This window comes from Enhydrobacter sp., from assembly GCF_030246845.1.
Classification (GTDB): domain Bacteria; phylum Pseudomonadota; class Alphaproteobacteria; order Reyranellales; family Reyranellaceae; genus Reyranella.
Window position 1 is genome coordinate 1,696,092 of the sequence record NZ_CP126889.1, and the last position, 12,751, is coordinate 1,708,842.

The 12,751-nt window shown below is 67.1% G+C and carries 9 protein-coding genes; 3 read left to right on the plus strand and 6 right to left on the minus strand.

The annotated features are described in order from the left end of the window. Positions 1–71: 71 nt before the first annotated feature. Positions 72–1,289 carry an SMP-30/gluconolactonase/LRE family protein gene (locus tag OJF58_RS08580; RefSeq protein ID WP_300783525.1) on the plus strand — a complete coding sequence of 406 codons (1,218 nt, stop codon included), beginning with the start codon at positions 72–74 and terminating at the stop codon, positions 1,287–1,289. A 49-nt stretch (positions 1,290–1,338) separates the two neighbouring features. Here the strand turns inward: OJF58_RS08580 and OJF58_RS08585 are convergent, their stop codons facing one another. Further along, the gene (locus tag OJF58_RS08585; protein WP_300783526.1) at positions 1,339–4,143 is read right to left on the minus strand and encodes a DNA translocase FtsK; all 2,805 of its coding nucleotides are present in this window, start codon (positions 4,141–4,143) and stop codon (positions 1,339–1,341) included. Positions 4,144–4,189: 46 nt separating this feature from the next. Further along, the gene (locus OJF58_RS08590) at positions 4,190–5,395 is read right to left on the minus strand and encodes an aminotransferase class I/II-fold pyridoxal phosphate-dependent enzyme (protein ID WP_300783527.1); all 1,206 of its coding nucleotides are present in this window, start codon (positions 5,393–5,395) and stop codon (positions 4,190–4,192) included. 135 nt (positions 5,396–5,530) lie between these two features. Between OJF58_RS08590 and OJF58_RS08595 the strand changes: the two genes are divergently transcribed. Next, on the plus strand, positions 5,531–7,750 hold the full coding sequence (locus OJF58_RS08595; protein WP_300783528.1) for an alpha-galactosidase: 2,220 nt from the start codon (positions 5,531–5,533) through the stop codon (positions 7,748–7,750). Positions 7,751–7,756: 6 nt separating this feature from the next. Here OJF58_RS08595 and OJF58_RS08600 read toward each other — a convergent pair whose 3' ends face one another. From OJF58_RS08600 to OJF58_RS08615, 4 genes are all read right to left on the minus strand, one after another. After that, on the minus strand, positions 7,757–9,037 hold the full coding sequence (locus OJF58_RS08600; RefSeq protein WP_300785217.1) for an ammonium transporter: 1,281 nt from the start codon (positions 9,035–9,037) through the stop codon (positions 7,757–7,759). Between the two features lie 127 nt (positions 9,038–9,164). Next, positions 9,165–9,503: a P-II family nitrogen regulator gene (locus OJF58_RS08605; protein ID WP_300783529.1), complete on the minus strand. Its 339-nt coding sequence runs from the start codon at positions 9,501–9,503 to the stop codon at positions 9,165–9,167. Positions 9,504–9,638: 135 nt separating this feature from the next. Further along, positions 9,639–10,892: an ammonium transporter gene (locus OJF58_RS08610; protein ID WP_366526837.1), complete on the minus strand. Its 1,254-nt coding sequence runs from the start codon at positions 10,890–10,892 to the stop codon at positions 9,639–9,641. 96 nt (positions 10,893–10,988) lie between these two features. Next, the gene (locus OJF58_RS08615; protein ID WP_300783530.1) at positions 10,989–11,327 is read right to left on the minus strand and encodes a P-II family nitrogen regulator; all 339 of its coding nucleotides are present in this window, start codon (positions 11,325–11,327) and stop codon (positions 10,989–10,991) included. A gap of 147 nt (positions 11,328–11,474) precedes the next feature. Here OJF58_RS08615 and OJF58_RS08620 point away from each other — a divergent pair, with 147 nt between their 5' ends. Then, positions 11,475–12,746, plus strand: coding sequence for a porin (locus OJF58_RS08620; protein ID WP_300783531.1), 1,272 nt, complete (start codon positions 11,475–11,477; stop codon positions 12,744–12,746). The last annotated feature ends 5 nt before the right edge of the window (positions 12,747–12,751 follow it).

Consider the following 12,751-nt stretch of genomic DNA (forward strand, 5'->3'; position numbering starts at 1 on the left):
GTCGTTGCCTTTTGCATCGCGTCGCTTCAGCAGCGCATCTGCCGAATCTTCGACATTTGGGAGGAGCCCTCATGACCCAGCAAGCAAATTCCCGTCGCGGCCTGTCGCGCCGTCGCCTGGTCGCCGCCGCCGGCATCGGCGCCATCGCCTTGCCTCATCTCGCGCGTGCACAGGCGCCTGCGGCGCCGCATCCCGAGCCACCGAGCACGGTCACGAACCCGCCGCGCGACTTCAGCCGCCGCGGTGCGCCGCCGGTTTATTTCACCGATCCGGACGTGCTCGTCGTCGATCCGGCCTTCAAGGCGCTGGTCCAGCCGAATGCCGCGATCATGCGCCTGTGGACGGGCGCACTGTGGGGCGAAGGGCCCGCCTGGAGCGGCGAAGGCCGCTATCTCGTCTGGAGCGACATCCCCAACAACCGCCAGCTTCGCTGGCTGCAGGACGACGGCCGGGTCAGCGTCTTCCGGATGCCGTCCAACAACAGCAACGGCAACACGTTCGATTTCCAGGGCCGCCAGATCTCCTGCGAGCATCTCACCCGCCGCGTCGTGCGCTACGAGCTCGACGGCTCGGTGAGCGTCCTCGCCGACAGCTACGACGGCAAGCGCCTCAACTCGCCGAACGACGTGGTGCCGCATCCCGACGGCAGCTACTGGTTCACCGATCCGCCCTACGGCAGCTCGCTCTACGAAGGCGCGCCCGATGCGGCCGGCGGGCCGGTCAATCCGCAGGGCCGGCTCAAGCCTACCCTGGGGCAGGCCCAGGGTGTGGGAACGCTGAAACGGGAGCTGCCGACCAACACCTATCGGGTCGATCCCGGCGGCAAGATCGAGATCGTCCTCAGCGAGGAGCAGGTGCCCGACCCCAACGGGCTCTGCTTCTCGCCCGACTACAAGAAGCTTTACGTCGTCAGCACCGGCAAGGGACCGGGCGACAAGGGCGCGGGCGGCAAGGGCGAGGTGTTCGTGTTCGATGTCGGCGCCGACAGCAAGCCCACCAACGGCAAGCGCTTTTCCGACTTCATGGTCGACGGCGTGAAGTGCGGGCCGGACGGCATGCGCTGCGACGTCGACGGCAACCTCTGGTGCGCCAGCAACGCGGGCCGCGCGGTCGGCTACAACGGCGTCACGATCTGGACGCCGGAGGCCAAGCTGATCGGCCGCATCCGCCTGCCCGAGGTCTGCGCCAATGTCTGCTTCGGTGGGCCCAAGCGCAATCGGCTGTTCATGATCGCCAGCCAGTCGCTCTACGCGCTGTTCGTCAACACGCAAGGGGCAACGCCGGGCTGAGCCGCATCGGGTCGTCCTCCCCGTGCTTGCGCGCCGGGAGGATTTGAGGTCAGCGCGTGCGGTCGTCGATGTCGCGCGCCAGCACCTCGCGCTTGCCGACATGGTTGGCGGCGCTCACGACGCCCTCGCGCTCCATGCGCTCGACGATGCGGGCGGCACGGTTGTAGCCGATCTGCAGATAGCGCTGGATGAAGCTCGTGCTGCACTTGCGCTCGCGGGCCACGAGGGCGATCGCCTGGTCGTAAAGCTGGTCGCTCTCGCTGTCCTCGCTTTCGCCCGGGAAGCCCGCGCCGCCGTCCTCGGCCTCGGGATCGTCGGTGACCGATTCGATATAGGCGGGGATGCCCTGGGCGCGCAGGTGGCGCACCACCTCCTCGACCTCGCTGTCGCTCACGAACGGCCCGTGCACGCGCGCGATCTTGCCGCCGCCGGCCATGTAGAGCATGTCGCCCTGGCCCAGGAGCTGCTCGCCGCCCTGCTCGCCCAGGATGGTGCGGCTGTCGATCTTCGACGTCACCTGGAACGAGATGCGGGTCGGGAAGTTGGCCTTGATGGTGCCGGTGATGACATCGACCGAGGGACGCTGCGTCGCCATCACGACATGGATGCCGGCGGCACGCGCCATCTGGGCCAGCCGCTGCACCGCCGCCTCGATCTCCTTGCCCGCGACCAGCATCAGGTCGGCCATCTCGTCGATAATCACCACGATGAAGGGCAGCGGCGTGAGATCGATCTCCTCTTCCTCGAAGGTCGGCCGGCGGGTCTCCGGATCGATGCCGGTCTGCACCTTGCGGGTGAGCGTCTGGCCCTTGCGCCGGGCGTCGGTCAGGCGCTCGTTGTAGCCGGCGATGTTGCGCACGCCGAGCGAGCTCATGGCGCGGTAGCGATCCTCCATCTCGCGCACCACCCATTTCAGGGCCACGATCGCCTTGCGCGGCTCGGTGACGACGGGCGTCAGGAGATGCGGGATGTCCTGATAGACGCTGAGCTCCAGCATCTTGGGATCGATCATGATGAAGCGGCAGCGATCCGGCGGCAGCCTGTAGAGCAGCGACAGGATCATGGTGTTCACGGCCACCGACTTGCCCGAGCCCGTGGTGCCGCCGATCAGCAGATGCGGCATGCGCGCGAGATCGGCGATCACCGGGTCGCCGCCGATATCCTTGCCCAGCGCCAGCGGCAGGTTGAGGCGATTGTCCTCGTAGTGGCGCGTCGACAGAAGCTCGCGCAAGAACACCGTCTCGCGCCGTGCATTGGGCAGCTCGATGCCGATCACGTTGCGCCCCGGCACGGTGGCGACGCGCGCCGACACCGCGCTCATCGAGCGGGCAATGTCGTCGGCGAGCCCGATCACGCGGCTCGACTTGGTGCCCGGCGCCGGCTCGAGCTCGTAGAGCGTGACCACCGGCCCCGGCCGCACCTTCACGATCTGGCCCTTGACGCCGAAATCCTCAAGCACCGTCTCCAGCAGGCGGGCATTCTGCTCGAGCGCGCTCTCGTCGATCTTGGTCTCGGCCGAGACGCGTGCCGGCAGGGACAGGATGTCGAGCGGCGGCAGCTCGTATTCGCCGCCGCCGAGATCGAGCTCGCGCTGGCCGGCCTTCGCCGCACGCTTGCCCTGCGCCGCCGCCGACTTGCGCGGCACGATCTTCACCCCCGGCGCCGGCGGCGACGACGCCGGCTCGGCCGTCGGCGAATCGGGCCTGAACGGATTGTCGTCGCCCTCTTCCGCCTGCGGCTCGTCGAGCGCTGCCTCCGGATGTGCGGGCGCAAAGCGGACCACCTCGGTCGGCGCCTCGGGATGCGCCGGCACGGGCGCGCGGGCATCCGTCGGCGGCACCGCGGCCCTCAGGCGGCCCAGGATCGGCTCGATGCGAAAACCGCCGGCCAGCCGATCGAACAGGGTGCGATCGACCAGCGACTCCGGGCTCGCGGGATCGATTGCGGGAGCCGGCGCAGGATGAAGCGGGGTGGGCGCGGGTGGAATAGCCGGCGGCGGCCGCTCGATCGGCGCGTTGGGTGCATCGACCATCAGCGAATCGCGTGGTGGCAGCGCCGTGCCTTCTTCCGGAATCTGCTCGAAGTGTGCCGGATCGTACTGGCTGGCATCGATCTCGCCGGGGATTTCGGCATAGCCGATCTCCGGGGCAGGCGCCTCGCCATGCTCGTCGAGCGGTTCTGGCCGCCCGCGCCACAGCCCCACCGCAGCGCGCATCAGCCACACGCTTCCGAGGAAGGGCGCGCGCAGGATGCGGAAGATCAGCGGCAGGTCGGTCCGGTTCATGCCCAGCGCCGGCGCCATGGCGATGAGCGCGAGCGCCGCGCAGCCGGGCTCGATCAGGGCAAGACTGCCGCCGCTCGAATGGCTGAGGACGAACTCGCGGAACCGGCCGATCAGCGCCAGCCCCACCAGGCCGCCGGGACCGGCATGGGTGGCCGCGCCACCCACGTCGCCGAGACCGATGCAGGCCACGCTCATCATCAGGAGCGCGAGCAGAAGCAGCGACAGACGCAGGCCGAAGAAGCCGAGATGATGGGTGCGCACGAGCCGCACGCCCCAGGTGATCATCGCCACGGGCACCAGCACGATCGCGAGCCCGAAGGTCTGCAGCAGCAGGTCGGAGATATAGGCCCCTGGCAGGCCCAGGAGATTGTGCGGCGGATTGCCAGTGGCGTGGTTGAGGGAAGGATCGGCGTTGCTGAAGGTGAAGACGGCCATCAGCAGCATGACGCCGAATGCCGCGAGCGCGACGCCCGCCAGCTCCATCATGCGCCGGCGCAGGAAGTCGCGCCCGCCTTCCGGCAGGATGGCGATCTTGTGCTGCATTGCCGTGCCGATCCCCATGATGGCCATCAACCCGTTTCCGCCTCCGCCGCGCGAGTGTCGCCCTGGTCGGTCATCACAGCACCGAGGCGAGGCGGCTCAGGCCCTCGCGCGTGGTCTTCTCGTCGTGCACCAGCGCCACGCGGATGTACCGCTTGGCCGTGTTGACGCCGTCGGTCTCGCGGCAGACATAGGCGCCGGGCAGCACCTTGACGTGGGCTTCGGCCCAGAGCTTGCGGGTCGCCGCCTCACCGTCGCCGACATCGAGCCAGAGGAAAAAGCCGCCACCCGGGGTGTAGTAGCCGAAGCGGTTGTGCAGGATCTGCTCGGCGACGCGGAAATTCCGCCGATACCATTCGCGCGTCTCGAGGGGATGGACTTCCTCCCGCCATAGCGCGGCCGCCGCCTTCTGGATGGCGAAGGGAATTTGCGGACCGCCATAGGTGCGCCAGCGCAGCACCATGGCGACGAGCCTGGGATCGCCGGCGACGAAGCCCGCGCGCAGGCCGGCCGCATTGGAACGCTTTGAGAGCGAATGGAAGACGGTCAGGTTGCGGAACGGATCCGCGCCGCCGGTCTCGTCCATGGCGAGCGCCGCCTGCAGCGCCCCCGTCGGCGCCTCGCCCGTATAGATCTCGGCATAGCATTCATCGACCGCGAGCACGGCATCGTGCCGGCGGCAGAGCCGGATCAGCTTCTGCAGATAGTCCATGCTCGCGATCGCGCCTTGCGGATTGGCGGGCGAGCAGAGATAGACGACCGACATGCGCCGCCACGTCGCCTCGGCGATGCCCTCGAAGTCCGGCAGGAAGCCATTGGAGGCGCTGGCATTCACCAGCAGCGGCTCGGCGCCCGACAGCACGGCGCCGCCGAGATAGGCCTGGTAGAAGGGATTGGGCAGCGCCACGACCGGCCGGCCGCCGCCCTTCTGCTGCGGCGTGGCGACTGTCGAGATGATGTAGACGCCTTCCTTGCTGCCGGCGGTCGGATGGACGTGGCGCTGTGGATCGAGCAGATCCTTCGGCAGCTTGTAGCGCCGCGTCAGCCATTCGCAGATCGCGAGATTGAGCTCCGGCAGGCCTTGATTGGGCGGATACCTGTTCCAGCCATCGACCTCGTCGGCCACGATGCGGCGGGCGAAAGCCGGCATGGCGCCTTGCGGCTCGCCGACCGACATGTTGATCAGCGGCAGATGCGACGGCGGCGCGATCGGGCCGAGAAGAGCATTGAGCCGCGCAAACGGAAAATCACTCAGCGTCTCGGTGAGGCGCGGATTGAACATCGAGACCTTCCACTGGGCCGACAGCCGGCCGACGACAACGAACCGGCTGGGAGGGACCAGTCCGGCTCACCTCGGGTATTGTATTTGACGGATTAGCCTTGAACAACAAGGCAATAGCTCGGGTTGTTGAGGCAATTGGTCGGTCTTGACGCAGGCGAGCAGTTGCTCTTTTGGGCCGCCGCCCACTGGAGTAATCGTGACCTTTCAGGACAGGGAGCGGCCGGACTGAAGCGCAGGGACCTTCTCGTCGCGGGAGCAGCCTTCGGCGGCGCCGGGGCGCTGACGGCCCTGCGCGGCCCGGCCTCGGCGCAGGATGGCCCCGCCGATGATCCGGCAAGCTTGGCAGCCCATGGCCATCGCTACGTGATCACCCTCAAGGGGCCCGTCCTGTCGGTCGACTGCCTCACCTCGGCGAGCCAGCGGCCAGCTGCGGTCACCGCGCACGACACGCCCCTGGTCGCGCTGGGAGCCGGCAAGCGGCCGGTGCCCTGGACGGTCGTGTCCTGGACGGAAGCCAACGCGGCGACCCGGGTCATCACCCTGGAGGCGGCCGGTCAGCCGCTGCAGGCCGTCGTGTCGTTCGAGCTCGACGCGCTCACGGGCTTCCTGGTGCGGCGCACCGTGCTGCGCCATACCGGCGGTCCGCGCGAGGTCGATATCCAGGCAACGCTCGCCCTCCTGATGTCGGTCCACGAGCCGATCGAGGAGATCGTCTACCTCACCGGCGAATGGTTGCAGGAGGCGGACATCGTCCGCGCCGATCCGGTGCAGGGTGCCATCACACTGGAGAGCCGCAGCGGCAAGACCGGCTTCGAATTCCAGCCCTATGTCGCCTTGAGGACCCGCACGGCCACCTATCTTTGCCAGATCCTGTGGTCGGGCAACTGGATGCTGCATGTCGGTCCTGGCCGAGCCGGGGCCACTTTGTCCGGAGGGTTCAACAACTGGGAGTTCCGCCATCGGTTGAGCACCGGCGACAGCCTCGATCTGCCGACCGTGCTGTTCGGCCGGTTCGACGGCCCGCTCGGCAACGCCACCCGACGGCTGCACGACTATCGCCGGGCCCATCGACCCGATCCCGAACGCGCCATCCCCGTGCAGTTCAACAGCTGGTATCCGTTCCTCGGCGAGCCCAGGGCGGAGGCGCTGGTGCCGCTCGTTCCCATCGTGAAGCGGCTCGGTTGCGAGGCTTTCGTCGTCGATGCCGGCTGGTATCGCGACGAGAACGGCGAATCGGATGCCGACTGGGACTATCGGACAGGCGACTGGCGTGTGAGCCGCCAGCGCTTTCCCAACGGCCTGCGGGAAATCTCGAGACATTGTCGCGAAGCCGGGCTGGGCTTCGGCCTCTGGTTCGAGCCGGAGGTCGCCGGCCCCACCTCCTCGGTCCGGCACAACCACCCCGAATGGATGCACTACATCGACGGCAAGCCGCCGCCCGCGAACGAACGCGCGGTCATCAATCTCGGCGTGCCCGACGCCTGGCAGCATGTCTTCGAAAGGATTTCCCGCCTGCTGCGCGTCATCGGTGTCGACTGGATGAAGTGGGACTTCAATTCCGACCTCGGTGCGGGCGGATGGGCGCCATCCCTGCCCGAGACACTGACCGGCCAGGCTCCTCTCGTTGCCCACTACGACGGGCTTTACCGCATGCAGGACGCCATCCGGGCGGCCTTTCCCGACCTGATCCTGGAGATGTGCGCCGGCGGCGGAGGCCGCATGGACGGCGGGATCCTGTCACACGCCCATGTCAACTGGATGAGCGACCAACCGGGGGCGCTGCGCAAGCTCGCGATCCATTTCGGCAGCCAGCTCGCCCATCCAGCGGTCGTCTGCAACGACTGGCTGATCGACTGGCCGGGCAAGAGCGAAGCGCCGGACCAGCCGCCGGCCCTCGTCGACCCGCGCGGCGATCTCGCCTTCCGGCTGCGCGTGGCCATGCTCGGCACCTTCGGCATCAGCGCCCCGGTCCATCGCTGGACAGAGGAGGATCTCGCCACCGCGGCCGCCCATGTCGTCTCCTACAAGGCCGGCATCCGTTCCATCATTCATCATGGCGATCGATACGCGCTCACGCTGCCACCGCCGCCCGACGGCAAAGGCGATTGGGCGGCGCTTTGGTACGTCGCCAAGGACGGGCTGCAGGGCGTCCTCTTCGCCTTCCGACTCGCCGGGCCGCAAAGCCGGCGAAGCTTTGCCTTGCCCGGCCTGCGCAAGGCCCGGCGCTACCGGCTGTCGTTCCATGGCGGCGCGGAAAGGATCGTGACCGGCCGCGAGCTGGCTGCCGGCCTGAATATCGTCCTCGACGAGACCTTCCGCTCCGCCCTCTGCCTGGTCGAGGCCGTGCGCGCCTGAAAACGCCTACTGCACGCGCTCGCCGTGCAGGACGGTGTCGAGGCCCTCTGTCTCCTCCTCGCGCGTGACGCGCAATCCGACCGTCGCATCGACGACGCGTAGCAGGACCCAGGTGACGGCGGCGGAGAAGATGCCGACGACCAGCACGCCCAGGAGCTGGACCAGGATCTGATGGGCATTGCCGTCGACCAGACCGACCGGGCGGCCATGGCCGACATCATTGACGGCGCGCGTGGCGAACACGCCGACCATCAGCGGCCCCAGCATGCCGCTGATGCCGTGAACGCCGAAGACGTCGAGCGAATCGTCGTAGCCCAGCCGCGTCTTGAGCACGACCGCCGACCAGTAGCAGACGGCGCCGGCGGCAAGGCCGATCACCATGGCCGCCCATGGCTCGACATAGCCGGCCGCCGGCGTGATGGCGCCGAGACCGGCGACTGCCCCCGAGAGCACCCCCAGCACGGACGGCTTGCCGCGCGAGGCCCATTCGACCGCCATCCAGACGAGCGCGGCCACTGCCGCGGCGACATGGGTGTTGAGCATCGCAGCGCCCGCCAGTTCGCCCGAGGAGAGGGCCGAGCCCGCATTGAAGCCGAACCAGCCGACCCACAGCAGCGAGGTGCCGATCAGGGTCAGCACGAGGTTGTGCGGCGCCATGTATTCGTGCCCGTAGCCCTCGCGCCTGCCGACCACCAGCGCGCAGACGAGGCCGGCGATGCCGGCATTGAGATGCACGACGAGGCCGCCCGCGAAGTCGAGCACGCCGGCCGCACCGAGAAAGCCGCCGCCCCAGATCCAATGGGCCACCGGCACATAGACCAGCAGGAGCCACAGGCCCATGAACCACATCATGGCCGAGAACTTCAGGCGCTCGGCGAAGGCGCCGGCGATGATCGCCGGCGTGATGATGGCGAAAGTCGCCTGGTACATCAGGAAGACATTCTCCGGCACGGTCCGCGCCAGCGGATGGACGCTGCCCTGCAAGCCCAGGCCGAGCAGGCGGCCGAAACCGCCGATCAGGCCGTTCAGCCTTCCGCCATCGGTGAAGGCGAGCGAATAGCCCAGCGCCAGCCAGAGGACGGACACCAGGGCGGCCACGGCGAAAGCCTGCACGGCGGTCGCCAGCACGTTCTTCTTGCGCACCATGCCGGCGTAGAAGAGCGACAGGCCGGGGATATCCATCATCAGCACGAGCGCCGTGGCCACGAGCAGCCAGGCCGTATCGCCGGTATCGATGACAGGCCGTTCGGCCGCCCAGGCCTGCGTGGCTCCGAAAACGACGAGCATCGCCGCCGCGGGTCCTGCGACGGTACGCCAACCCTTCCTTTGCATTTGCCTCCCCCTGCCTCTCCCTGTTTGAACCTCGGTTCTTTGTCAAATGGGCAGGGGGATCGCGGTCCTGGAACTCGGCCAGTTAAAGCGCGTTGGAGCCCGTCTCGCCGGTGCGGATCCGCACGGCATGCTCGACCCCGGTCACGAAAATCTTGCCGTCGCCGATCTTGCCCGTATGAGCCGCTTTCTGGATCGCCTCGACGGCGCGCTCGACCTGCGAATCGTCGACCACGATCTCGATCTTGACCTTGGGCAGGAAGCTCACGAGGTACTCGGCCCCGCGATAGATCTCGGTCTGGCCTTTCTGCCGGCCGAAGCCCTTGACTTCGCTGACCGTGAGGCCCGAGACGCCGACACCCGTCAGCGCATCGCGCACGTCATCGAGCTTGAACGGCTTGATGATGGCGGACACAAGCTTCATCGACTTTCTCCCGGGCTCGGCGACTGGCCGGAGAGTGGCGTCTGATTTCGCCGTCGTCAAATTGTGCCGGCATCCGCAGCGAAAAGCCCGGCGGTCGGCGCCGCCGGGCTGGAGCTTATCGAACCGACGATTCCGTCAGTGCACCGTCTCTCCGTGGAGGTTGATGTCGAGACCCTCGACCTCCTCCTCGGCGGTGACGCGCAGGCCGATCATGGCGTCGACGATCTTGAGGATGACGAAAGTGGCGACAGCGCACCACGCCATCGTGACCAGGCATCCCCAAAGCTGGGTCAGGACCTGGCCGGCATTGCCGTCGATCAGACCTTTCTTGCCCTCGCCGCCGACCGCCTCGACCGCGAACACGCCCGTCAGGATGGCGCCGACGAAGCCGCCCACGCCGTGCACGCCGAAGGCATCGAGCGAATCGTCGTAGCCCAGCATCTTCTTGAGGCTGGTCGCCGACCAGAAGCAGATGACGCCGGCGACGATGCCGATCACCAGGCCGCCCGCCGGGTTGACGAAGCCCGAGGCCGGCGTGATGGCGACGAGCCCCGCGACTGCGCCGGAAACGATGCCCAGCACCGAGGGCTTGCCGCGGACCAGCCACTCCGCGAACATCCAGCCGAGCGCCGCCGCCGCGGTGGCGATCTGCGTCACCGCCATGGCCATGCCGGCACTGGCGCTGGCGCTCACCGCCGAGCCGGCGTTGAAACCGAACCAGCCGACCCACAGCAGCGACGCGCCGATCACGCTCAGCACGAGGTTGTGCGGCGCCATGTTCTCGACGCCGTAGCCCTTGCGCTTGCCCATCACCAGCGCGCAGACGAGCCCTGCCACGCCGGCATTGATGTGCACGACCGTGCCGCCGGCATAGTCGAGCACGCCCCAGTCGCCCAGGAAGCCACCGCCCCACACCCAGTGGGCGATCGGCGCATAGACGAAGATCGCCCACAGCGCCATGAACCACATCAGGGCCGAGAACTTCATGCGCTCGGCGAACGCGCCGGCGATCAGCGCCGGCGTGATGATGGCGAAGGTCATCTGGAAGGTCATGTAGACCGACTCTGGAATCGTCTTCGCAAGATCGTTCACCGTGTCGAGCGTCATGCCGCTCAGGAAAAAGCGACTCGTGCCGCCGATGACGGCGTTGCCCGGCGTAAAGGCGAGGCTGTAGGTGATCACCATCCAGAGGACGGTCACGAGGCAGGTCACGGCGAAGCTCTGCATCACCGTCGCCAGCACGTTCTTCCTGCGCACCATGCCGCCGTAGAACAACGCCACGCCCGGCACGGTCATCATGAGCACGAGCGCCGTCGAGGTCAGCATCCACGCGGTGTCGCCGCTATCGAGCTTGGGCTTTTCGTCGGCCGCCAGCGCAAGAGCGGGCATAAGCAGCAGGCCGGCCGCCCCCAGGCCGGTCAAGGCGGAACCAAACGTACGTTTCATCGATCTTCCCTCGGATTTGAACTGGTTGGCGACTGCCGGTCAGAGCGCCGCGACGCCCGACTCCCCGGTGCGGATGCGGATGGCTTGCTCGACTGAAAACACGAAGACCTTGCCGTCGCCGATCTTCCCGGTTCCAGCAGCCTTGCGGATCGTCTCGACGGCGCCGTCGACCAGGGCATCCTCGATGACCACCTCGATCTTGACCTTGGGCAGGAAGCTCACGGCGTACTCGGCGCCGCGATAGATCTCCGTCTGGCCTTTCTGGCGGCCGAACCCTTTCACCTCGCTCACCGTCAGTCCCTGGATGCCGAGGGACGTCAAGGCTTCCCGCACCTCGTCCAGCTTGAACGGCTTGAAGATCGCCATGACCATTTTCATTCCGGCTGTCCTCCAACGGGCGGAACCGTCGCCCCTCGCGCCCCTGAAGAGCAAATCCCGTGCCAGAACCGTAAATCCCTGTCCGGTTGCCCCTGGCATATCGATTGCTTCCTAGGCGCTGCGACAGAACCAGCACCGGGAGATCGGATGATGCTCAAGGAGATCGTGGCGGCTGCGGTCGGGATGATTGCCCTATCCGCGGCGGCCGCTGCCCAGGCGGAGGACAAGGGACCGTCGGCGCCGGCCTCGTGGTGGGACACCTTTTCGATCAGCGGGCACCTCGAAGGCGGCGTCACCTTCAACACCTATCCACAGCCCGAAGGCCTCAATTTCGGGCAGCTCTTCACCGACAAAGCCAACGCGCCGCTGCTCAACCAGGCGCTGATCACCGTCCAGCGGCCGATCGATCCCAAGGCCACCGGCTACGACTTCGGCTTCAAGTTCCAGGCCATGTATGGCACCGACGCCCGCTACACCCACTTCCTCGGCCAGTTCGACGAGGCGATCGACGACATCGGCCAGTTCGACATCGTCGAGGCCAACCTGCAGGTCCATTTGCCCTGGCTCACCAGGGGCGGCATCGACCTCAAGATCGGCGAGTACGTCACTCTCGAAGGCGCGGAGGTGATCTCCGCGCCCGACAATCCCCTCTACTCCCACTCCTATATCTTCAACTTCGGCATTCCGCTGAAGCACACCGGGGTGCTCACCACGACTCATCTCAACGACTGGCTCGATCTCTATGCCGGCTTCGATACCGGCGTGAACACCACCTTCGGCTGCTGCGGCCTCTACACCGGCGACAACAACCGAGGTGTCGCCTTCGATGGCGGCTTCGGCTTCAACCTGCTCGACGGCGCATTGACCATCCTCGCCACCACGCATATCGGCGCGGAAAATGCCAACACGCCGGTCATCCAGACGGCCTGCAACTGCGACCCCAACACGGCGCTGCGTTACCTCAACGACGTCACCGCCATCTGGAAGGTGGACGACAAGCTCACCCTCATCGCCGACCTCAACTACGTCCGCGACGACGGCTTCAAGGCCGACGGCTATGGCGCCGCCCTTTACGGCATGTACCAGATCAACGACCTCTTCAAGGTCGTCGGCCGGGCCGAGATCTGGCGCGACAACTCGGGCTTCTTCGTCGCCGGCTATCTTGGCAATCTCGACTTCGTCAAAGTCGAGCACGGCGATCCCAGTGCCCAGATCGTCGCCGGCACGCCCACGACCTATGCCGAGTTCACGCTCGGCCTCAACATCACACCACGGATGCCGGCCAATCCCGTCGTCAAGGCTCTGATCTTCCGGCCGGAGATCCGCTTTGATACCTCGCTCAACGGAACGACCCCCTACGCCGGCGGCGCCAATGCTTCCCAGTTCACCATCGCCTCCGACATCATCATCAAGTTCTGACCTGG

Excerpts from the sequence above, each read along its gene's own strand:
- OJF58_RS08580 (WP_300783525.1), top strand. The coding sequence starts at position 72 with ATGACCCAGCAAGCAAATTCCCGTCGCGGCCTGTCGCGCCGTCGCCTG.
- OJF58_RS08585 (WP_300783526.1), bottom strand. The coding sequence starts at position 4,143 with ATGGCCATCATGGGGATCGGCACGGCAATGCAGCACAAGATCGCCATC.
- OJF58_RS08590 (WP_300783527.1), bottom strand. The coding sequence starts at position 5,395 with ATGTTCAATCCGCGCCTCACCGAGACGCTGAGTGATTTTCCGTTTGCG.
- OJF58_RS08600 (WP_300785217.1), bottom strand. The coding sequence starts at position 9,037 with ATGCTCGTCGTTTTCGGAGCCACGCAGGCCTGGGCGGCCGAACGGCCT.
- OJF58_RS08605 (WP_300783529.1), bottom strand. The coding sequence starts at position 9,503 with ATGAAGCTTGTGTCCGCCATCATCAAGCCGTTCAAGCTCGATGACGTG.
- OJF58_RS08610 (WP_366526837.1), bottom strand. The coding sequence starts at position 10,892 with ATGCCCGCTCTTGCGCTGGCGGCCGACGAAAAGCCCAAGCTCGATAGC.
- OJF58_RS08615 (WP_300783530.1), bottom strand. The coding sequence starts at position 11,327 with ATGAAAATGGTCATGGCGATCTTCAAGCCGTTCAAGCTGGACGAGGTG.
- OJF58_RS08620 (WP_300783531.1), top strand. The coding sequence starts at position 11,475 with ATGATGCTCAAGGAGATCGTGGCGGCTGCGGTCGGGATGATTGCCCTA.